Here is a 21,746-nt window from a genome sequence, read left to right on the forward strand (position 1 = left end):
ATTTTAGACAAAGCTAAGTAGAGATACCGATAAATAGTAGTTTTAAATTTATCCTAAAAAACAATTTCATTTATTCTATTGATAAATCGCACAATTCATACCTTTGTAAATAATCCCTAATTTATGATTTCTAAAATTCAGAAGTTTATTTCCGGTACTGATTTCAGTAATGCTTTAAAAATAACCATCGCCGCCGTTTCGCCTGTTCTATTTTTTTCATATTTAGGTTATTTCCATATTGGTTTCACGATTGCTTTGGGAGCATTCTTTACTTTTCCCAGTGATATTCCCAGTAATTTAAAACATAAAATCAACGGATTACTGGTTACTTCGCTTATCATTGCCGGAGTTAATTTGATTATCAATCTTTGCTATCCTTATCCCTGGCTTTTTTACCCTGTTCTAATTTTATTGATTTTTAATGTTTCAATGATTTTAGTGTACGGACAACGTGCCACGATGGTATCTTTCTCGGCTTTATTATCCCTGTCACTGGCTTTTGCACATTTGAATACGGGTTGGGAAATCCTCCACTATTCAGGACTTTTATTTGCCGGAGGTTTATTTTACACCCTTATTTCTGTTATTTTTTTTCATATAAAACCCAATCGCTATGTCGAATTACAAATGGCAGAATGCATCCGACTTACGGCAAAATACCTGAAATTGCGCGGCGATCTTTGGGAATTAAATTCGAATAGAAAAGCCATCACCAAGAAACAATTGCATTTACAGGTAGAACTGAATGTTTTACACGAAAATATCCGGGAAGTTTTAATTAGCAGCCGAACCAAATCAGGTTCTTCAGGTCAAAACCGAAAATTACTGTTGAGTTTTATCTCTTTAGTTGAAATACTCGAACTTGCCATTTCCACTTCATTTGACCACAACAAACTGCATCAAAAATTTGATGGTTATCCAAGAGCTCTGGAAACCTATCAAAACCTTGCTTATAATTTAGGTAAAAGCCTAAAACTGCTATCTAAAAGTATTCAGGAGAGTAAAGCTTACGAATCGGAACATAATCTCATGGAAGACTTACATTTATTTGAAGACACCATTAGCGATTACAAAAAAGATTTAAAAACCGATTCTTCATCAGAAGAGGTTTTAATGCTGATTACTATGCTGCATTATGCCGAAAAACAAGTGGAAAAAATCATCACTTTAGAACGAGCTTTTACCGCTAATATAAACGCCAAAGATTTAAAAGGAAGGGACAAGGACATTGAAAAATTCATTAAGCCACAGTATTATCCGCTGAGTACTTTTGTAGAAAATTTCAGCTTTTCCTCAACCGTTTTCAGACATTCGCTCAGAATAACCATTACTATTCTATTAGGCTACATGATTGGTAAAGTACTTCCTTTAGAAAATGTCTATTGGATTATCCTAACCATAGTAGTTATTATGAAACAGGGGTTTGGACTCACAAACGAACGTACTTATCACCGCATTTTCGGAACTGTAGCAGGCGGCTTTATCGCTTTTGGAATTTTATACATCATTCACGATTCTTATATTATCAGTACAATTGCTATTATTGCGATGCTCTTAGGTTTTTCATTCAATCCCAGTAATTACAAAATTGGCGCAACTTTTATTACCATTTATGTTGTTCTGATTTATGGTGTTTTATCTCCTGACAATGGCAATGTTATCGAATACCGTATTCTGGATACCATTGTTGGTGCTGCTTTATGCCTCCTTGCCAATTATTTTCTATGGCCTTCCTGGGAATTTTTAAGCCTTCCTGTTTACATTCAGGATGCTATAGAAGCCAACCGAAATTATTTGAAACAAATTTCTATTTTGTACAATGAAAAAGGAGAAGTTCCTACCGAATACCGATTAGCCAGAAAACAGGCTTTTATAGAAATTGGAAATTTAATGGCTTCTTTCCAGCGAATGTTGCAAGAACCAAAATCCAAACAAAGTAAATTGCCTCAGGTATACAAACTCACCGTACTAAACCATTCCTTATTGTCATCTATTGCTTCGTTGGGAACTTATATTCAGTCGCACAAAACCACCGAAGCCTCTAAAGCATTTAATGTTGTAGTGGATAAAGTAATTGAAAATCTGGAGTATTCTATCAACTTACTAAGTAAATCAAATTATGATGCAATTGCTGCTGCTTCAAATGAAGATTTTAATCAAAGATTAACCGAATTGAAAAACATTCGGGCCAAAGAATTAAAACAAATCAAACTGATTGACGAAGAAGCTTATCAAATTAAAATGCAGGAAGCACAATTGGTCATTGAACAATTAATATGGATGACCAGTTTGTCTGAAAACATTGTAAAAACAACTCAGTTGTTAATGGCTACAAAACAAGAAACCCAACAATAAGTTGGGTTTCTTGTTTATAAATTAAAATAAATACAGTGCTATTTTATTTTTAAAACCTTAGCAGTATTTGATCTCACTTCTTTTAATAATTCCGGATTTTCATTTAATTTTTGTCCGTAAGAAGGAATCATCAGTTTTAATTTTTCCTGCCATTCAGGAGTATCAATTTTATCTTTAAAACATTTTGCTACTAATTCAACCATAATTGAAACAGCAGTGGAAGCTCCGGGAGAAGCCCCCAGTAAAACAGATAAAGATCCATCGGCAGTAGTAATCATTTCGGTACCAAATTCAAGTACTCCACCTTCTTTTTCGTGTTTCTTAATCACCTGTACTCTTTGTCCGGCACGTTCTAATTTCCAGTCTTTACTTCTGGCACTTGGCACATATTCACGTAAAGCTTTAATTCTGTCCTGTGGGGATTGACGCACCTGCTCAATAAGATATTTTGTTAACGGAATATTTTTATAACCTGCAATAAGCATTGGCATTACATTGCTTGGTTTTAAAGACAAAGGCAAATCAGAATATTTACCATTTTTTAGGAAACGTGTAGAAAAACCGGCAAAAGGTCCAAAAAGAAGTTCTTTTTTACCATTAATCATTCGGGAATCAATATGTGGTACCGACATAGGTGGTGCACCTACACTGGCTTTACCATATACTTTAGCCTCATGTTTTGCAATTACCTCAGGATTGGTACATTTTAACCATTGTCCGCTTACCGGAAAACCGCCATAACCATCGCCTTCGGGAACATTTGCTTTATTCAACAACGGAAGCGAACCTCCTCCTGCTCCAATAAAAACAAAATTAGTATATACTCTTTTGCGCTCACCGGTTGCCAAATCAGTTATTTTCAAACGCCACTTACCACTCTCTCTTTTTTTGATTTTTCTAACTTCATGTCCAAAATGAATGCTAACCCCTTCTAATCCTGACAAATAAGCAAACATATTTCGGGTCAATTCACCAAAATTAACATCAGTTCCTATTTCCATAGTAGTTGCTGCAATTTTGTCATCCACTTTTCTGTCTTCCATTACCAAAGGCATCCAGTCTTTTATCTGATTGTAATCAGTACTGAAAGCCATTTCCTGAAACAAAGGATTTGCTTGTAAAACTTCGAATCTCTTTTTTAAGAAATCTACATTTTTATCCCCCCAAACAAAACTCATGTGTGGAATACTTTTGATAAATTGCTCTGGCGATGCAACTTTGTTTTGTTCTACTAAATAAGCCCAAAACTGACGTGAAACCTCAAAAGATTCCGCAATACTAATGGCTTTTTTAGGATCAATACTCCCATCTTCTTTTTGTGGTGTATAATTCAATTCACAAAAAGCCGAATGTCCTGTACCTGCATTATTCCAAGCATCAGAACTCTCTGCCGCTGCATTATCTAATCTTTCAAAAATTTGAATTGTAATATCAGGCTGTAATTCTTTTAAAATTACTCCTAAAGTAGCACTCATAATCCCAGCACCAATAAGGACTACATCAGAATTTGAACGTATGGTTGTATCAGACATAACTATTTTTTTAGAAAGCGCAAAGTTACTTTATTATTATCACAATAAAAACACTATTTAAAGTGTAAATAGTTACATTTATCACTAAGTTTAATCGCTTTAACAAAGAATTATCAAAACATTTTGCGCGAAAGGTAGTCTTGCAGCATAATTGTTGCCGAAATCTCATCGATCAAGGCTTTATTCTGACGTTGTTTTTTCTTCAAACCACTATCAATCATGGTTTGAAAAGCCATTTTTGAAGTAAATCGCTCGTCAACCCTCAGCATTTTCATATCCGGGAAATGATTGGTAAAATGCGTCACAAATCCTTTTATAATAGAAGCACTCTCCGAAGGTTGTCCATTCATTTGTTTGGGTTCGCCAATCAATACCAATTCTACTTTTTCTTTAGCAAAATAGTCTTTCAAAAAAGCGATTGCTGTGGAAGAGGGAATTGTGGTTAATCCCGAAGCTATAATTTGCATCTCATCGGTAACAGCAATTCCGGTACGTTTTTGACCGTAGTCTATGGCGAGAATTCTGGGCATTTTATTTTTTCAACAAAGGTATGGAATAAAATTACCAAATTAATTAAGTCTAAAAAAGAAGCACAAGAAAAGTTTCACTATTAACATCTATTTTAAAAACATATATTTGCCGAAATTTCTTAATTAAAAAAACTTAACTATTAAAACCTTAAACTAACTTTAATGAGTCTAAAAAACACTTACAGACCCGATATTGATGGTCTAAGAGCTATTGCTATATTACTCGTAATTATTTTCCATGCAGGATTTTCTCTATTCCCGGGAGGCTTTATTGGTGTTGATGTTTTCTTTGTTATTTCGGGCTTTTTAATTACTTCAATAATTGAGAAAGAGATACAAAAAAACACTTTTTCATTTAAAAATTTCTATTTGCGTCGCATCAGACGAATAATTCCTGTTTTAGTTTTTATCATGCTGATAATTACTATTCCGGCTTATTTCATTTTGTTTTCTAACAATTTAGAAGCCTATTCCAGAACCCTATTATACACTTTTCTTTGCTCTAACAACTTTCATCTGTATTTTAATTCCGGTGATTATTTTGCCGAAAGTTCTGACTTGATTCCTTTTTTACACACTTGGTCGCTTTCAGTCGAGGAACAATTTTATTTTCTACTCCCTCCTTTATTACTTTTTTTCCACAAAAGAATAAATGCTCAAAAACGTTTTTTTATCATTTTTATACTTTGCATAGTTGGACTTATATTCTCGATATACCAAAGCTACAGCAATCCAAGAATGGCTTATTTTCTATTGCCTGCCAGATTATTCGAACTCCTTATAGGATCTTGTCTTGCTCTGTATTGGGAAAAACTGCCTAACTTAAGTCAGCTTAAAAACAATATCCTTTCCGTTATTGGACTTTTATTAATACTTATACCTGCATTTGTATTAACGAACAGTAGTTTATTCCCCGGATTAAATGCTTTTTGGCCTTGTCTAGGAACAGCATTTCTTTTATTTACAGGCAAAACAAACTCAAACAAAGGAATTGTAAACAAACTGATTGAAAACAAAATAATGATTGGAATCGGTTTAATTTCTTATTCATTGTATTTATGGCATTGGCCCATTTTTGTATTAATAAAATACTCCGGAATCCAGCTTCAGGGAACTATTAGAATTACTGCTTTAATCGTCACTTTCCTTCTTTCATATCTTACATGGAAATTTATTGAACAACCATTTAGAACCACTCTAAAATTTGATTTCAAAAAAACGGTATTAGTTATTTTTGTTCCTTCATTAGTTGTTGTTGCTTTAATTTATGGGATTTTAGATGCTAAAGATGGTTTTCCGGAAAGAGAACCTGAATTAGCCGAATTTGTCCCTAAAAAAAACTATCCCAATAAATTAAGAGGTCAGTGTTTTGATAAATTTAAAGTAGGAAATTGTGAAGATTGCTTTATTGGTGTTAAAAAAGACACTTTAGACGGAATGCTCATTGGGGATTCTTTTGCTAACCACACCGCAGCTTTTCTGGATGTGTTAGCCAAAGACGCCGGTTTATACATCCACGACAGTGCTGCCGGCGGCTATCCGCTTATGAATAATATTGACAATAATGGCGGCTTAAAATCCTATCCTAAAAAATATGCTATTGAACGTTTGAATTATGCTAAAAAATTCAAAAACATCTTTATTGCTGCTAACTGGGAAGGAATTTCTCATCCTAAAAACATAAAAACCTATCTTGCCACATTAAAGACTTTAGGAGAATTAGTAAAAAGTGGAAAAAAAATATTTATTTTTGACCCGTTAAGAAAAATGACTGACTTAAATTTGCACCGAGCTAAGTTAGTAAAAGCAAAAAGAAGCGTTTATTTTGCCGAAAAAGATTTTTCCATAACAGCATATAAAAGACCAAAGCATTATATTATTGATAAAATAAAACAACAATTCCCTTCAATAGTTATAATTGATTTGAACAAAGTAATGTGTAAAGATGGAAAATGTAAAATCAAATTAAACAATACAATCGTCTATAGAAATTCCGACCATCTCAATACAAGTGGTGCTCAATTACTGGGCGAAAGCTATTTAAAAACTTACGGTAATCCTTTAAAAAAATAAAATTAAAATCAATATTAATACAATGAGCAATCTACAAACAATTATAGAACAAGCTTGGGAAAACAGAGCTTTATTGCAAGAAGAAACTACAACTAATGCAATTAGAGAAGTAATCGAATTACTAGATTCAGGAAAATTGCGTGTTGCTGAACCAAAAGGTGATGGATGGCAAGTAAACGAATGGGTTAAGAAAGCCGTAGTAATGTACTTCCCTATTCAAAAAATGGAAACCTGGGAAGCCGGAATTTTCGAATACCATGACAAAATGGAATTGAAAAAAGACTATGCCGAAAAAGGAGTTCGTGTAGTTCCAGGTGCTTCTGCACGTTATGGTTCATTTATTTCAAGTGGAGTAATCATGATGCCTAGTTATGTAAATATTGGTGCTTATGTTGATGCCGGAACTATGGTGGATACTTGGGCAACTGTGGGTAGTTGCGCTCAAATTGGTAAAGACGTTCACTTGAGTGGTGGTGTTGGTATTGGTGGTGTTTTAGAACCATTACAAGCTGCTCCGGTAATTATTGAAGACGGTGCTTTTATTGGTTCTCGTTGTATTGTTGTAGAAGGAGTTCACGTAGGTAAAGAAGCCGTTCTTGGTGCTAACGTATGTTTGACTGCTTCAACAAAAATTATCGATATCACAGGGGATGAGCCAGTTGAAATGAAAGGTTTTGTTCCTGCCCGTTCAGTTGTAATTCCTGGAAGTTATACTAAAAAATTCGCTGCCGGGGAATACCAAGTTCCATGTGCTTTAATCATTGGTACTCGTAAACCATCTACTGATTTAAAAACATCTCTAAACAATGCGTTAAGAGAATATGATGTAGCGGTATAATTCTTTTTTTTGCTTTTTAGTAATCATCCAACAACTAAAACAAAGAATGTCTTTGATAAAATATGGAAGAAAGTATATCAAATATTAATATTGACGCAGTAATTCCTTGGGTTAATGGTAATGATACAAATTGGCAAAATAAAATAAATCAATACGCAGCTGTTAAAATTCATTTCGACAACAAAAAAGAAATGACGCGGTTTAATTCTATAGGCGAAATAAATTTTTCTATTAAATCTATTATTAAATACGCTCCTTTTTTTAAAAACATATACCTAGTTACAGATGAACAAGTACCTAATGCTTTTGAATCCTTAAAAGCATTAGGTAAATCATCTGGTATTAACATAGAAATAGTTGACCACAAAATACTATTTAAAGACTATGAAGAATTTCTACCAAGTTTCAACTCTACTTCTATCATAAGTCTTATACATAGAATACCCAATCTTTCTGAACATTATGTACTCTTTAATGATGATTTTTTCATAATGAGAAAAGTCTACCCTGAAGATTTCTTCATAAATGGACTTCCTGTCCTGAGAGGTAGATGGGAAACTTATTACGAAAACTCTAAATTAAAGGCCTTATATTACAGATACTTTAGTTCTAAAAAAGACAAAGAAAGGTGGGAAAAAGGAACCCTTAGAAAATCTATGCAGTTAGGAGCTAAACTGGCTAACGATGGAAAAAAGAAGTTTCTAAAAAGATTTCACACCCCTGTTCCTATGCGAAAATCTATCTTAATTAATTTTTTTGAAGATAAAAATGAAATACTAAAACACAATATTTCATATAAGTTTAGAGACAACAATAATCAATTTATTACTGAGACACTTGCTAATCACTTAGAAATAAAAAATAATAGCTATGTCTATCAAAAACAAACCAAATTAACCTATTTCAGATCTTATAAAAACTACTATTTAGTTAAACTGAAATTATATCTTTTTGATATCAATAAAGTAAAAGCTTTTATGACTTTTCAAAGTTTAGAGATGGCTAATACCAAAACGCAAACATATATTATCAATTGGTTAAATAAAAAACTGTATTAACAAAACCATCATGTATATTACAAAAAAAGATTTAATCTGGTGTAGCAAAATATTGTAATAAAAAACACTACAACTGTAATTAAAATGTAATATCTAAATAAACTTATATACTTTAAAATGATACAAAACATACACAGGATAGGACTAAAATTTTTGCGGAAAATGCGTTTTTTACCACCTAAATTTTATGCTAAAATATACTATGAATACCACACTAGAAAGAAACTAAATTTAGAAAAACCACTTGAATTTAATGAAAAAATCCAATGGTATAAAGTATATTATCATCCAAAAATATTAAATCAACTGGTAGATAAATACGAAGTAAGAGAGTATGTCGAAAACAAAATAGGCAAAAAGTATCTTAATGAAATTTATGGTGTTTTTAATACCCCAAATGACATTCCCTATGCTAATTTACCACAACAATTTGTTGTGAAAGCCACACACACAAGCAGTCACAATTTAATTGTCCTCAACAAAGAAGAATTAGACTTCTCTAAAGCCAATAAATTATTTAAAAAATGGCTAGGAAAAAATCAGTATTACCGCATTGGTCAGGAATGGGCGTATAAAGATGTAAAACCCCGATTAATAATCGAAAAATTTTTAAAAGAAGATAAAAAAATATCATTAACCGATTATAAATTTTATTGCTTTGATGGCGTTGCTAAATTTGTCAACATACATCTTGATCGTGCAGAAAATCACCAAAAAGGCTTCTATGATTTGAATTTAAAAGCTTTGCCTTTCCAACGAATATCCTCTGATAAGAGTGCTGCTCCTGAAGTTGAAATGCCGGAGAATTTTAACGAAATGGTAAAACTTGCCGAAATCTTGGCTGATAAAATTCCATTTGTCCGTGTGGACTTCTACTCTATTGAAGGAAAAACTATTTTTGGCGAAATGACGTTTTATCCTGCAGACGGAAGAAAAGATTTTTATCCCGACCAATACAATAAAATAATAGGTGATTATTTTAAGCTTCCAAAACTCAAAAAAGGAGAAAAAAACATCACCGATTTCAATTAACAACTTTAGCTGTAACAAAAATACCTTTTGACTCAAAAAACATATGAAAAACAACAATAGCAAAGACCAACAACCAATAGACGCCGTAATTTTATGGGTTGATGGTGGAGATGAAAGGCATAAAGAAAAAATACTACCTTATTTAACCGATAAGAAAGAAATAAAGAACAAAAAATTCAGGACTCGTTTTGACCAAGTAAATGAAATTCAATTTACCATTGATTCGATATTAAAATTTGCATCTTATATTCGACATATCTACATCATTACTGACGAACAAACACCAGACTTTTTAAAAAACAAAAACGACACTTACTCTAAAGTAAAAATCATTGATCATAGTGTGATTTTTGCCGGTTACGAAGAACATTTACCTGTTTTTAATTGCAGACCTATTGAAAGCTGTATTTTTAGAATACCCGATTTAGCGGAACATTTTATTTATTTTAATGACGACTTCTTTTTAATAAATCAAACAAATCCTGAAGATTTTTTTAAAGATGGATTTCCTGTTTTACGTGGAAAATGGCTAAAATTTGATTCTGATTTATTTTATAAAAAATTTAAAAAAGAGCGAATAGGGCATAAAAATGCACAACAAAAAGCAGCACAACTCATTGGTTTTAAAAACTACTATAACTTTAAGCATACACCTCATCCGCTGAGAAAATCAACTTTTGAGCATTATTTCAATAACAACCAAGCTGTTTTTTTAGAAAACATAAGACATAAATTCAGAAATAATAATCAATTTACACCACAAGGCTTAGCTAATCATATTGAAATTAAAAACAAAACTTGCGTTTTGAAAGAAGACTTACAATTAATGTATTTTAGATCTTTTAAAAAACCTTTATTTTGGTACAAATTCAAATTAAACATTCAATCCAAAGAAAAACTTTTTTTAGGCTTACAAAGTTTAGATATTTGCCCAGAACCAGTATTAAACTATTTACTTTCTTGGTTAGAAAATCGAACAAAATAATATAGCTGTAAAATTACCGACTATCTCTATAAAAACTAACTATTTTCTAAATTCACACATAAAAAAAACCATGTATAAATTTCTTATCTACATTTCCTATCCTTACAGTATTCCGATTGGTAAACCACTACAAGAAGAAATTGAACGACGTGGTTATAATATATATTGGTTTTCTGATCTGGAGAATACAAAACAATATTTTTCTGAAAATGAAAAAATTCTCCATACCGTAAAAGAGGTTATGGAATACAATCCTGATATAGTTTTAACCGCTACAGACAATGTGGCGTATTTTTTCCCAGGAATTAAGGTTCAAATTTTTCATGGCTTTTTATCAAATAAACGTCAGGAAATGAATGCTCATTTCAAAATTCGAGGTTTTTTTGATTTATATACTACCCAAGGTCCTTCTACAACTGAAATTTTCCAACAACTTGCAAAAAAACACGGTTATTTTGAAATAATTGAAACAGGATGGTCAAAAGTTGACCCACTGTTCCCAATTGTTCAAAAAACAATAACTCCAAAACCTGTAATTTTAATTTCTTCTACTTTCACAACAAGATTGAGCCTAGCCAAAAATGAATTAGTCTATGAAGAAATAAAAAGATTATCTAATACCGGAAAATATCAATTTTTATGTGTTTTACATCCTAAACTAGAAGAGGACGTAAAATCAAAATTCAAAAAATTAGAAAATGAAAATTTCAATTATTTTGATACTACTGATTTGACACCTCTGTTTATAAAAGCTGATATAATGTTTTCTGACACAACATCTGCTATTGTTGAATTTTTATTACAAGAAAAACCTGTTGTCACCTTTAGGACTAAAAAACCATTCGAACACCTAATTGATGTCACAGAGGTTAATGAAATTGAAAAAGCAATAAATCTGGCACTAACAAAACCTGATTATGTAATGAAAGCCATTCGAGATTATATAGAATACACGCATCCTTATTTTGATGGAAAATCTAGCGCACGTATAATTGATGCCTCAATTGCTTTTCTCAACAAAAACAAATCTCACTTAAAATCAAAACCTTGGAATTTAATCAGAAAATATAAAGTTAGAAAATTATTGAATTATTATAAATTTTGGTAAATCAGTATTGATTACCAAAATTTTAATTTCTTTTTCAATCTTTTTTTTCGAGCAAATTTTTCTTGAAATTGACTCGTAGCCATCCACATTTTTTTAAATATTTCAGCTTCTGATTGTTCAGTGTAGAATTTTGAATACTCATTACTCATAATTCTAACCATCTTTTCCTGAGGAGTCAAACGGCTAAAATTATTTATGCGCTGTTCAAAGGTCATTTGATGATGAAAATTCATTCTGTTTAAGTCAACCAAAAAAAAGTCATATTTATCATCTCCTACTTTTTTAATCAAAGTGTTCCCTGGAGAATGATCTAAAAACTCTATACCTTTTTGATGTAAATCAAAAGTAAACTTTGTAAATTGTCTAAGAATAGTATCGTAGTCAGGATAATTCGAATTTTTAATTAATTCCCTATAAGTAAGCTCTGTTACTAAATGTTCGCTTAAATAATAACTATCTTTTAATCCTAACCAATTTGAATTTTCAAAATAAGCAATGGGAGCTGGAGTCCCAATTCCTTTTTCTATCAACAAATTAGCAAAATCATAAGAACGTCTCGCTTTTGATTTTCTAAAATAGGCATAAACTATTTTATTAATCAAATTAGGAATCTTAAACGATTTAATATTTACTGTTTTCTCACCTAATTCAAAAAGTTTTATTTTATTTCTTTTACCATCACCAAAAAGAATTCCTTTAGAATTAAAATCCTTAATAAAAACCTCTAAGTTTTCTTTGAATTTTTGATATTGAGAATGAATAATTAGATTCATTTACTTCTTTTTTACAGCTAATCAACTTAAGTGACTAGCCTAATTTATACTCGTTAAAAACAACTTTTAAAGTATAATATCAATTTATAACTTAATTAGTATTCAACAAAATTTTCCTGATACCATTTAACTTGTTCTTCTAATCCTTCAAAAAGAGACACCTTGGGTGTGTATCCTAAAATTTCTCTGGCTTTTGTTATTATAGCCGCAGTACGTTGCTGGTCGCCACATCTTGCTGGCTGTCTATCAATAACTAGTGTTTTATTCATTATTTTTTCGACAGCTTTAATACCGTCTTGAGTTGTATTGACTTCATCAGTACCTAAATTAATGATCTCTCCATCAATAACATTTTCTCTTCCTATAATTGCCACTAAACCTGTAACAATATCTCCTACATAGGTAAAACTTCTCTCATGAAATTCACTTCCTTCAAATAGAGGAAAAGCTTTATTATTACATAAATTATCTATTAATTTAGTGTACAGCTTTTCTGGACGCTCTCTGGGACCATAAACTGAATACAATCGCATAGAACAAGCATTTAATTTTCCTAAACGCTGTAATCCTAATACTAATTGCTCAGCAGCTAATTTAGTCACACCATAATAAGAAACTGGTGCCGGAGAAACTGTTTCATCAACAGTAGCTACTATACCATAAACTGAAGAAGTACCAATATTTATAAAAGATTTTAAACCGGAATTGTATTTTAGAGTAGCTTCCAATAATCTTTGTGTAGCATTGATATTATTGGTAATATAATCTTCTATAGGAGTAGTTGCTGAAATACCAGGTTGTGCCGCCAAATGATAAATGTAATCGTATGGTGTTTTAAAAACATCTGCGAGATCATCATTCAAATCTTTTCTAAAAATCTTAACTCCTTTAAGACTTAATTTATTTGCGTTTAATTCTTTTAGTTCCGGATTATAATAATTATTAAAGTTATCAATCCCAAAAACCTCGTGTCCTAAATCAATTAATCTTTCACACAAATGTGAAGCTATAAAACCAGCCGCTCCTGTTACAAGTATTTTCATTTATTTTTTATTTTACTTATGAGGCAAGATTTTGTTAAAAAATAACTACTTCACCACCCATCTTTTGACATTTTTTTTAGAAAAAATAAAATATTAGTTTGAAAGTAAGAAACTTTTATTTGATAATTACTAAATGCGCAAAAGTAAGTTTTTTTATTCTATAAAAAAAGAATTACAATTGTCTTTCCAGTTGAAAATAACAAAATCAAAACGCATCCGTTTTAACAAAAAAAACACCCTACAAAACTTACTTTTTTATATAATTATAAGCTACTTTTGTGAAATCAAATACAGAAACATTTTATAGTGTTTTCATAAACAAACAAAATGCCTACTCATAATTTACTTTGGACCAGCGGATGGGATTCTACTTTTAGACTTTTACAAATAATTCTAATCGAAAAAAAATCAGTTCAACCCATATACATTATTGATAAAGACCGAAAATCTTTAAATAATGAACTCGAAGCTATTGAGAGAATTAAAATAAAAATCCAGAAAGAATACCCTGAGGCTTACTCACTAATCTTACCTACTTGGTTTATTGAAAAAAAAGAAATAATTATAAACAAAGAGATAACCCAAAGTGCACAATACATCAATTCCCTGGTACGAATGGGAAGTCAATATATCTGGTTAGCACAATTTTGTATCAAATACAATTTGAGCAACATTGAAATAAGCTTAGATAAAAACCCTGATCCCAAATCTTTCATTTATTTTTTAACCGATAACTATCTTCAAACTGACTATAAAAACTCCAAAAACAAAAGAACTTACAATAATATTGACACTCTTTTTAAATATTTTTCTTTTCCAGTAATAACTTATTCAAAAAAAGAAATGCTCACTATTATCAAGAAAAACTATTGGGAAGATATCATGGATCTAAGCTGGTTTTGTCATAAACCTAAAAAAAATAAACCTTGTGGTAAATGTGTACCTTGTATAGGTGTAATAAAAAAAGAACTTGGCTTTAGAATTCCTGTTTTGAACAGGATGAAAGGATATTTTAAAATATATTTATTGGAAATAAAATCGAAAATCAACTAATAAAACGTCCTTTTCAAAAACACAATAACTCCTAAATATGTTCTTATTGATGCTTCCATCTTTTATGAGTCCACAAATAATATTCCGGAGCTTCAATTATTTGATTTTCTACCTTTTTTAAAAACAGGTCGGTAATTTGATAATCGGGAACGTTTTTTACATCTTCGGCAAGAATCTCAATTTCGGCTTCATAAAAACCTCTTTTTACTTTTGTCACTTTAAGATAAATTACATTCATATCAAATCTTTTGGCAAGCATTTCGGCACCTGTAAAAACAGGTACTTCAATTCCCATAAAAAGCCCTAAGTGCCTCTTACCTCTGGATCTTGGCGACTGATCGCTTATAAATCCATAAAGTCCTTTATTTTTTTGAATTTCATTTCGCTCAATAACGCCAACACTTTCCCTTGTATGAATAAGTCTTGTTTTAAAATTAGAGCGAATTTTACGTATTAATTTATCAAAATAAGGATTACTCAATCGCTTATAAATAGCAAATGCTCCAAAACTAATTTTAGTATTCATCAATATCGCCCATTCATAGCTGGCATAATGAGCCATCATCATAGCGATACTTTTTCCTTTTTTTTCTAAATCTAAATAAACATCTAAGTTTTTAAAAACAAAACGTTCTTCCATTTCCTGCTGCGAAATCGACATGGTTTTCATCATCTCCAAAAACATATCGCACATGTGTTTGTAGAATTTAATCTCAATTTCTTTACGCCTATGATCAGTATAATCAGGAAATGCCAATAATAAGTTAGCCTGAACTACTTTCTTGCGGTATCCAAAAACATAATATACAAATACAAAAACAATGTCTGATAAAACATAGAGCAATCTAAACGGTAAAAACGAAATTAATATCAGTAAGGGATAGCTTAGTAAATAAACAAGGAATTGCATGGGTAAAATTTTGCTCAAAAATACAAATTTTATTTTCTACGAAAACAGAAAACATATTTCTTAAAACAACTTGTATTGAATACCTTTGCTTTTATTTAAAATTCTTATGCAAGATATCAATACCGAAGTCCACAAAGCCTACGAAATAATTAAAGAAGGCGGTATCATCCTCTATCCTACCGATACGGTTTGGGGAATTGGTTGTGATGCTACCAATCCTGAAGCTGTAGCCAAAATATACGCATTAAAACAGCGCGAGGAAACAAAAAGCATGATTGTTTTGATGAATGGCGAAAAAATGCTGTACAATGTTTTCAAGGAAATTCCTGAAGTTGCCTGGCAAATCATTGATTTATCTGAAAAACCAACAACTCTAATCCTGGACCAACCCCGAAATGTAGCTAAAAATGTAATTGCCGCTGATAATACTTTGGCAGTTCGATTAGTAAAAGAGCCTTTTTGTTACAAATTATTAGAGCGAATGAAAAAACCATTGGTATCTACTTCGGCAAATATCTCAGGCCAGCCCACTCCTATTGCCTTCAAAGATATTAGCCCGGAAATTATAAAAGGTGTGGACTATGTTGTAAATTTGCACCGCGATAAAATTGCCGGAAAACCATCTACAATCATCAAATTAACGAATGATTGTCAGGTGAAAGTGATACGTAAATAGTGTATTTACCGCAGATTCGCAGATTTTAATTTTTAAAATATGGAAGAATACTTATCCGCAGATGAAACCTATAAAATCATTGGAATTTTATTTGAAGTACATAAAAATCTAGGAAAAGGTTTCTCTGAAATTGTATATAAAGATGCTTTGGAATTTGAATTCAATGAAAATAGCATTCCATACGAAAGAGAAAAAGAATATTCAGTTAACTACAAAAACACAATTTTAAAACATAAGTTTTATGCCGATTTTGTACTTTATAATTCAATTATTTTAGAAATTAAAACTGTAGATTGTTTCAACAATAGTCATTACAATCAATGCTTAAATTATTTAAAAGTATCTGATAATGAACTAGCATTATTAGTAAATTTTAATTCTGTTTCTTTAGAATACAAACGAATTGTTCGCACAAAAAAATAAAAAAATCTGCGAATCTGCGGTAAATCATTATGAACTACAAAGACTCCTTACATAATCCTATTTTTAAAATTATCTCTCAAGCCTCTCAAGAACTTCAGGTTGACAGCTATGTCATTGGAGGTTTTGTCAGAGATTTAATCTTAGGACGTGATTTTAAAAAAGACATCGACATTGTTGCCGTAGGCAGCGGAATCGAATTAGCCTTAAAAGTATCTGAATTACTGCCAAAGAAACCAAAAGTCCAGGTTTTTAAAACTTATGGCACAGCTATGCTGCGTTTTGAAGATACCGAAATCGAATTTGTGGGAGCCAGAAAAGAATCATATACCCACGACAGTCGCAATCCTATTGTCGAAAACGGCACATTAGAAGATGATCAAAACCGTCGTGATTTCACCATCAATGCCTTGGCATTATCATTAAACGAAAATAATTTTGGTGATTTGCTAGATCCTTTTGGAGGTCTGATTGACATGGAAAATAAAATTCTAAAAACGCCATTAGATCCCGACATCACCTATTCAGATGATCCATTGCGAATGATGCGCGCCATCCGATTTGCTACACAACTGAACTTTGAAATTGAAGAAAACTCACTACAATCCATCTCTAACAATGCTGAACGAATTAAAATCATTTCGGGAGAACGAATTGTTGATGAATTGAATAAGATTCTTTCGACACCAAAACCATCTGTTGGATTTCTTTTATTATACAAAACAGGACTTTTAGATATTTTATTACCCGAATTAACCGCTTTAAATCAGGTAGAAGAAATTGAAGGACAAACCCATAAAAACAACTTTTATCACACCCTTGAAGTAGTCGATAATATTTGCCCAAACACAGATGACGTTTGGTTGCGCTGGGCCGCTTTATTGCACGACATTGGTAAAGCACCAACTAAGAAATTTAATAAAAAACAAGGCTGGACTTTCCACGGACACGAATTTTTGGGTGGCAAAATGGTTAAAAAACTATTTGAACGCCTGCACATGCCATTGAACCAAAAAATGAAATTTGTTCAAAAAATGGTAATTATGAGTTCGCGACCAATTGTACTTTCACAGGACATTGTAACCGATTCAGCTGTACGTCGTTTGGTTTTTGATGCTGGTGAAGATGTTGAAGATTTAATGACCCTTTGCGAAGCCGACATCACGACCAAAAACCCGGCTAAGTTCAAAAAATACCATAAAAATTTTGAAATAGTTCGTAAAAAAATTGTAGAAGTCGAAGAAAAAGACTCCATTCGTAATTTTCAACCGCCTATTTCAGGTGAAGAAATTATGGCAATTTTTGATTTAAAACCTTCCAGAGAAATTGGCGTTCTCAAAGAAGCGGTAAAAGAAGCTATTTTAGAGGGTGAAATTCCGAACGAATACGAGGCAGCATATCAATTTGTTCTAAAACGCGCCGAAAAATTAGGATTAAAAAAAGTGACGAAATAACAGATTAACAATACACTAAAAATGAAAAAAGAAGACAAATCAGTCATCATTTGGTTACTATCAGGATGTTTCCTTTTATTTTTAATGGTTACCGTGGGCGGAATCACAAGATTAACCAATTCCGGTTTATCCATGACCGATTGGCATTTAATAACAGACACCTTTCCGCCATTGACCGAAGCAAAATGGAATACGGCTTTTGAAGAATACAAGAAATTCCCCGAATACAAAAAAATCAACATTCATAATGATTTTCAACTGGATGATTATAAGTTTATCTATTTTTGGGAGTGGTTCCATCGTTTTATTGGACGAATCATCGGAATGGTTTTTATTATTCCATTTGTATATTTCCTAATCAAAAAAAGACTTTCAGGCGAAACCATCAAAAAATGTATTATCCTTTTAGCCATGGGAGGTTTTCAGGGTTTTTTAGGTTGGTTTATGGTTCGAAGCGGATTAATTGACAATCCGGATGTAAGTCATTTTAGACTTTCACTTCACTTAACTTTTGCCTTCATTACCTTTGCATACACACTTTGGGTTGCTTTGGATTTATTATATCCAAGCAAGACAGAAGTTATAATTCCACTTAGAAAACTGGCACGTATTACACTTGTTTTTTTATTGATACAAATCATCTACGGTGGCTTTGTTGCTGGTTTAAATGCTGGTTTGATTCACAATCACTGGCCTTTAATGAGTGACGGACAATTGATTCATGATAGTGTTTTTATCGAACAGGAAACAGTTTTTCTCAATCTTGTTGAAGGAAAAAGCGGTGTTCAGTTTGTACACCGAACCATGGCTTATGTAGTGGTGGGGCTTATTCTGGCTTTGTATTTTAAAAGCAAAAAATACAGTCTTTCGGCAATTCAGCAAAAAGGAATCAACAGCTTAGTAATTATTGTATTCATACAATTTGGTTTAGGTGTTTTCACTTTACTGTTCAGCGTGCCTTTATGGTTAGGATTAGCACATCAAATCACAGCTTTCTTTTTACTTACAGCAATGACTTTCAGCTTACATCGATTGTCTAAGTAGTATTTTTTAGCTATATTTACTATAGACTATATTGTCGCATTTCCTTATTCATTTCTATAAATGTCTAAACTTGCTGTACAAAACCAATTTCTTGATTTTTCTGATTATGGAAGATCGGCAGGGAAATGGATTGCCAATACGCTAAAAAACACCTCATTTACACCTATTCATGTTACACTGCTTTTTGGAGTATCAGGGATTATAGCCATATACTGTATCTTGAAAGATCATTATTATTTGGCTTGCTTTTTTATTATCCTAAAATCGGTAATCGATGCTGCTGACGGAGAATTGGCCAGAATAAAAAAAACACCTTCCTATACCGGAAGATACTTGGACAGCTTGTTTGACATTGTGCTTAACTTTTTATTTCTGGCAGCAATTTGCAATGTTTCCGACAGTTCTTTTCAAACCACTTTAATTGCTTTTTTTTGCATCCAGTTACAAGGCACTTTATACAATTACTATTATGTGATTTTAAGAAATAAATCCGTTGGCGGAGACAAAACCAGTAAAATTTTCGAAAACAAAACCCCTAAAGCATTCAAGGGAGAAAGTCAAAAATGGGTTAGTTTTTTATTCCAAATTTACATTGTTGCCTACGGTGGTTTTGACAAAATAATCTACAAACTGGATCATGGTGCTTCTAAATTAAAAAGCTTTCCTAACTGGTTTATGAGCCTGGTTTCACTCTATGGATTAGGATTTCAATTACTCCTAATCGCCGTTATGCTCGCCCTGAACTGGATTGAATTCATCATTCCGTTTTTTATTATTTATTCCTTATTAATCCCTGTTTTGATTGTAATTAGAAAAACATATATAAAAGAAAAAGAGTAAAAACCTGATGGCCTTTACTCTTTTAAAACAAGATAGATATATACTAATTATTTTTTTGCCTTAATAGAACAGCCAATTGCTTTTGTTGTTTCCGGCGAAGGTGTTTTTCCACTTTCTAAAGCTGCAATAGCATTTTCAAGGTATTTTTCTTTTACATCTTTTGCACTATCCACATTATCATCTATTGCACCAATGTATTTTACCACACGGTTTTTATCTAACAAAAACACATGTGGTGTCTTAGTAGCTCCATATTGCGGATAAATCTTTTGTCCTTCATCAAGCAAATAAGGAAAAGCAAATCCTTTTTCTTTCGCTCTTACTTTCATCAATTCATAGCTATCTTCAGGCTGTACTTCAGGATCATTTGGATTTATTGCTAATAAAATATAACCTTTAGATTTGTATTTTTTAGCCAAATCATTGATTCTATCTTCATACTTTACAGCAAAAGGGCAATGATTACAAGTAAAAACTACTATAAAGCCCTTTGCACTCTTGTAATCGGACATAGCATACATTTTGCCGTCAACCGATTTTAATTTAAAATCAGTAGCCGTATCACCTATTTTGTAAGGTATTGGTACAATAGAAGTAAAGGCAGTCGTAATAATGACAGCGGTAAACAATAAGAGAGCTGCTATTTTTTTCATAGTTAAATTTGTTAATTGATAGTTGAATTTACATACTGATTTAATTCATCGTAGCTGGCAAACATCTTTTCTACAAATACTTTTTTACCATTTTTTATTATTAAAGTTGCCGGAATTGAGCCTGACCAATCTTTATCTACAGCAGGAAGCCAGGTGTTATAATCCTTATCTGTTAGCAAAACTACTTCTGATTTTATGTCCTTCTTTTTCAAAAAAGGCAGCAATTTAGCTTCGTATTGATTCTGAAAATCCAAACTTACAAGGACTACTTTAACCTTTTTATTTTCGGAATTTAGCTGTTCAAAATGAGGTAATTCTTTCACACAAGGAGCGCACCAGGTAGCCCAAAAATTCACTACATAAGTGGTATTAACATCACTCAAAACTGCTTTTTCTAAAGCAGTATAATTATCGTAAACCACTACTTTTTGAGCCTGAATTTGTAAAGAGAAAAGAACTGTAAAAGCGAACAACGCAAAATATTTCATATGTGTTTTTTATTTTTTTTCAATCAGACGAATTTACAATCTTTAAGTTGTTTTCTACACTGCATTAACAAAAAATTATTACAGTCATTATATCAAAAACTACTCCAAAAAACACTCCAAAAATCACCTAAACAATACATTAAAAAATTCAAAAATCACCTAAAAAAAGCAACTCTTTTTCAGTCTAAAAAGCACTCTTTTTTTCTTCAAAAAACCCTCAAATATCTCAGTCACTTTCATACAAAAAACGATAACAAATTCGCTTAAAAAACCATCCAAAAACAGCTCTAAAAAACAATCAAAAAAGAGCATAAAAAAACACTCTTTCACACAACATAAATTGCTTTCTTTTTTCTCAACAAAACCTCAATACTAAATAATCAAATTTCAAAATAACCATTAAAAAGATGAATCCAAAAACAACAGGACAATTTGCTTTTCGAAAAACTAAATCAAAACCAAAACATTTTACCATCTAAAAATCGTATTCAAAAAACACTCCTTACACCAGATAAAAAGTCCAGATAAAAGTTCAAAAATCAGATACAAAAAAGCCTTTTAAAAACACGCATAAATCAAAAATTAAAATTACTTTTACAAAAGTTAATTCAAAAAACAAGAATTAGAAATCCTTTTCTAAAAAAGAATATTTTTATTCAAAACACTCTCACAAAAAACTGTAAATCCTCAAAAAAACAGTCAAAAACCAACCATAGAAATAATCTATAACAAATAATTAAAAAATTAAATTCCAGTGTTTTAAAATATATTACATAAACTATTAGATTAAGTATTCGATTTTCAAGGATTAAACTCTAATCCAGCAACATTTAAATTTGAATTTATAAAAAAAAATAGAAATAAAAATAAAATTAAATACA

At 31.6% G+C, this 21,746-nt stretch carries 20 protein-coding genes; 13 read left to right on the forward strand and 7 right to left on the reverse strand.

Going from position 1 to position 21,746, the window contains the following annotated elements:
* Positions 1–123: 123 nt before the first annotated feature.
* Positions 124–2,355, forward strand: coding sequence for an FUSC family protein (locus BIW12_RS00980; protein ID WP_071183400.1), 2,232 nt, complete (start codon positions 124–126; stop codon positions 2,353–2,355).
* A gap of 38 nt (positions 2,356–2,393) precedes the next feature.
* Here BIW12_RS00980 and BIW12_RS00985 read toward each other — a convergent pair whose 3' ends face one another.
* The gene (locus BIW12_RS00985; RefSeq protein ID WP_071183401.1) at positions 2,394–3,887 is read right to left on the reverse strand and encodes a malate:quinone oxidoreductase; all 1,494 of its coding nucleotides are present in this window, start codon (positions 3,885–3,887) and stop codon (positions 2,394–2,396) included.
* Between the two features lie 113 nt (positions 3,888–4,000).
* Positions 4,001–4,417, reverse strand: a complete 417-nt coding sequence (gene ruvX / locus BIW12_RS00990; RefSeq protein ID WP_071183402.1) for a Holliday junction resolvase RuvX — start codon at positions 4,415–4,417, stop codon at positions 4,001–4,003.
* Between the two features lie 162 nt (positions 4,418–4,579).
* Between ruvX and BIW12_RS00995 the strand changes: the two genes are divergently transcribed.
* From BIW12_RS00995 to BIW12_RS01020, 6 genes are all read left to right on the forward strand, one after another.
* Complete coding sequence (locus BIW12_RS00995) at positions 4,580–6,490, forward strand: acyltransferase family protein (protein ID WP_071183403.1); 1,911 nt, start codon at positions 4,580–4,582, stop codon at positions 6,488–6,490.
* A gap of 22 nt (positions 6,491–6,512) precedes the next feature.
* Positions 6,513–7,328 (forward strand): 2,3,4,5-tetrahydropyridine-2,6-dicarboxylate N-succinyltransferase, encoded by an 816-nt coding sequence (locus BIW12_RS01000; protein ID WP_071183404.1) that lies wholly within the window; start codon positions 6,513–6,515, stop codon positions 7,326–7,328.
* Positions 7,329–7,390: 62 nt separating this feature from the next.
* Positions 7,391–8,386, forward strand: coding sequence for a Stealth CR1 domain-containing protein (locus BIW12_RS01005; RefSeq protein ID WP_071183405.1), 996 nt, complete (start codon positions 7,391–7,393; stop codon positions 8,384–8,386).
* 162 nt (positions 8,387–8,548) lie between these two features.
* On the forward strand, positions 8,549–9,418 hold the full coding sequence (locus tag BIW12_RS01010) for an ATP-grasp fold amidoligase family protein (RefSeq protein WP_071183406.1): 870 nt from the start codon (positions 8,549–8,551) through the stop codon (positions 9,416–9,418).
* Between the two features lie 43 nt (positions 9,419–9,461).
* Entirely contained in the window at positions 9,462–10,403 is a 942-nt protein-coding gene (locus BIW12_RS01015; protein WP_071183407.1) for a Stealth CR1 domain-containing protein, read from the forward strand.
* A gap of 70 nt (positions 10,404–10,473) precedes the next feature.
* Positions 10,474–11,511 (forward strand): CDP-glycerol glycerophosphotransferase family protein, encoded by a 1,038-nt coding sequence (locus BIW12_RS01020; protein WP_083382023.1) that lies wholly within the window; start codon positions 10,474–10,476, stop codon positions 11,509–11,511.
* 11 nt (positions 11,512–11,522) lie between these two features.
* On the opposite strand, the gene BIW12_RS01025 is transcribed toward BIW12_RS01020, so the two are convergent.
* Together BIW12_RS01025 and BIW12_RS01030 are read right to left on the reverse strand one after the other, a co-directional pair.
* The gene (locus tag BIW12_RS01025) at positions 11,523–12,284 is read right to left on the reverse strand and encodes a Kdo domain containing protein (RefSeq protein WP_071183408.1); all 762 of its coding nucleotides are present in this window, start codon (positions 12,282–12,284) and stop codon (positions 11,523–11,525) included.
* Between the two features lie 95 nt (positions 12,285–12,379).
* A complete protein-coding gene (locus BIW12_RS01030; protein WP_071183409.1) occupies positions 12,380–13,327 on the reverse strand; it encodes an NAD-dependent epimerase/dehydratase family protein in 948 nt (315 codons plus the stop codon).
* 327 nt (positions 13,328–13,654) lie between these two features.
* Between BIW12_RS01030 and BIW12_RS01035 the strand changes: the two genes are divergently transcribed.
* Positions 13,655–14,380: a hypothetical protein gene (locus tag BIW12_RS01035; protein ID WP_071183410.1), complete on the forward strand. Its 726-nt coding sequence runs from the start codon at positions 13,655–13,657 to the stop codon at positions 14,378–14,380.
* Positions 14,381–14,423: 43 nt separating this feature from the next.
* On the opposite strand, the gene BIW12_RS01040 is transcribed toward BIW12_RS01035, so the two are convergent.
* Entirely contained in the window at positions 14,424–15,308 is an 885-nt protein-coding gene (locus tag BIW12_RS01040) for a lysophospholipid acyltransferase family protein (RefSeq protein WP_317040844.1), read from the reverse strand.
* Between the two features lie 88 nt (positions 15,309–15,396).
* Between BIW12_RS01040 and BIW12_RS01045 the strand changes: the two genes are divergently transcribed.
* Genes BIW12_RS01045 through BIW12_RS01065 form a run of 5 tightly spaced genes read left to right on the forward strand, consistent with a single transcriptional unit; the run spans position 15,397 to position 19,724 of the window.
* On the forward strand, positions 15,397–15,966 hold the full coding sequence (locus BIW12_RS01045; RefSeq protein ID WP_071183412.1) for an L-threonylcarbamoyladenylate synthase: 570 nt from the start codon (positions 15,397–15,399) through the stop codon (positions 15,964–15,966).
* A gap of 39 nt (positions 15,967–16,005) precedes the next feature.
* Positions 16,006–16,389 carry a GxxExxY protein gene (locus tag BIW12_RS01050; protein WP_071183413.1) on the forward strand — a complete coding sequence of 128 codons (384 nt, stop codon included), beginning with the start codon at positions 16,006–16,008 and terminating at the stop codon, positions 16,387–16,389.
* A 29-nt stretch (positions 16,390–16,418) separates the two neighbouring features.
* The gene (locus BIW12_RS01055; RefSeq protein WP_071183414.1) at positions 16,419–17,840 is read left to right on the forward strand and encodes a CCA tRNA nucleotidyltransferase; all 1,422 of its coding nucleotides are present in this window, start codon (positions 16,419–16,421) and stop codon (positions 17,838–17,840) included.
* 21 nt (positions 17,841–17,861) lie between these two features.
* Positions 17,862–18,884, forward strand: coding sequence for a COX15/CtaA family protein (locus BIW12_RS01060; protein ID WP_071183415.1), 1,023 nt, complete (start codon positions 17,862–17,864; stop codon positions 18,882–18,884).
* Between the two features lie 60 nt (positions 18,885–18,944).
* Positions 18,945–19,724, forward strand: a complete 780-nt coding sequence (locus BIW12_RS01065; protein WP_071183416.1) for a CDP-alcohol phosphatidyltransferase family protein — start codon at positions 18,945–18,947, stop codon at positions 19,722–19,724.
* 47 nt (positions 19,725–19,771) lie between these two features.
* Here the strand turns inward: BIW12_RS01065 and BIW12_RS01070 are convergent, their stop codons facing one another.
* Both BIW12_RS01070 and BIW12_RS01075 read right to left on the reverse strand, forming a co-directional pair.
* Positions 19,772–20,377, reverse strand: a complete 606-nt coding sequence (locus BIW12_RS01070) for a thioredoxin family protein (RefSeq protein ID WP_071183417.1) — start codon at positions 20,375–20,377, stop codon at positions 19,772–19,774.
* An 11-nt stretch (positions 20,378–20,388) separates the two neighbouring features.
* Positions 20,389–20,865, reverse strand: coding sequence for a TlpA family protein disulfide reductase (locus BIW12_RS01075; RefSeq protein WP_071183418.1), 477 nt, complete (start codon positions 20,863–20,865; stop codon positions 20,389–20,391).
* Positions 20,866–21,746: the final 881 nt, after the last annotated feature.

It is taken from the genome of Flavobacterium commune (assembly GCF_001857965.1).
Taxonomy (GTDB): domain Bacteria; phylum Bacteroidota; class Bacteroidia; order Flavobacteriales; family Flavobacteriaceae; genus Flavobacterium; species Flavobacterium commune.

Bases quoted from the DNA above. Each gene is read 5' to 3' on its own strand.
- BIW12_RS00980 (WP_071183400.1), top strand. From the start codon at position 124: ATGATTTCTAAAATTCAGAAGTTTATTTCCGGTACTGATTTCAGTAAT.
- BIW12_RS01045 (WP_071183412.1), top strand. From the start codon at position 15,397: ATGCAAGATATCAATACCGAAGTCCACAAAGCCTACGAAATAATTAAA.
- BIW12_RS01000 (WP_071183404.1), top strand. From the start codon at position 6,513: ATGAGCAATCTACAAACAATTATAGAACAAGCTTGGGAAAACAGAGCT.
- BIW12_RS01015 (WP_071183407.1), top strand. From the start codon at position 9,462: ATGAAAAACAACAATAGCAAAGACCAACAACCAATAGACGCCGTAATT.
- BIW12_RS01010 (WP_071183406.1), top strand. From the start codon at position 8,549: ATGCGTTTTTTACCACCTAAATTTTATGCTAAAATATACTATGAATAC.
- BIW12_RS01055 (WP_071183414.1), top strand. From the start codon at position 16,419: ATGAACTACAAAGACTCCTTACATAATCCTATTTTTAAAATTATCTCT.
- BIW12_RS01020 (WP_083382023.1), top strand. From the start codon at position 10,474: ATGTATAAATTTCTTATCTACATTTCCTATCCTTACAGTATTCCGATT.
- BIW12_RS01035 (WP_071183410.1), top strand. From the start codon at position 13,655: ATGCCTACTCATAATTTACTTTGGACCAGCGGATGGGATTCTACTTTT.
- BIW12_RS01075 (WP_071183418.1), bottom strand. From the start codon at position 20,865: ATGAAATATTTTGCGTTGTTCGCTTTTACAGTTCTTTTCTCTTTACAA.
- BIW12_RS00985 (WP_071183401.1), bottom strand. From the start codon at position 3,887: ATGTCTGATACAACCATACGTTCAAATTCTGATGTAGTCCTTATTGGT.
- BIW12_RS01050 (WP_071183413.1), top strand. From the start codon at position 16,006: ATGGAAGAATACTTATCCGCAGATGAAACCTATAAAATCATTGGAATT.
- BIW12_RS01065 (WP_071183416.1), top strand. From the start codon at position 18,945: ATGTCTAAACTTGCTGTACAAAACCAATTTCTTGATTTTTCTGATTAT.
- BIW12_RS01030 (WP_071183409.1), bottom strand. From the start codon at position 13,327: ATGAAAATACTTGTAACAGGAGCGGCTGGTTTTATAGCTTCACATTTG.
- BIW12_RS00995 (WP_071183403.1), top strand. From the start codon at position 4,580: ATGAGTCTAAAAAACACTTACAGACCCGATATTGATGGTCTAAGAGCT.
- BIW12_RS01005 (WP_071183405.1), top strand. From the start codon at position 7,391: ATGGAAGAAAGTATATCAAATATTAATATTGACGCAGTAATTCCTTGG.
- ruvX (WP_071183402.1), bottom strand. From the start codon at position 4,417: ATGCCCAGAATTCTCGCCATAGACTACGGTCAAAAACGTACCGGAATT.
- BIW12_RS01070 (WP_071183417.1), bottom strand. From the start codon at position 20,377: ATGAAAAAAATAGCAGCTCTCTTATTGTTTACCGCTGTCATTATTACG.
- BIW12_RS01025 (WP_071183408.1), bottom strand. From the start codon at position 12,284: ATGAATCTAATTATTCATTCTCAATATCAAAAATTCAAAGAAAACTTA.
- BIW12_RS01060 (WP_071183415.1), top strand. From the start codon at position 17,862: ATGAAAAAAGAAGACAAATCAGTCATCATTTGGTTACTATCAGGATGT.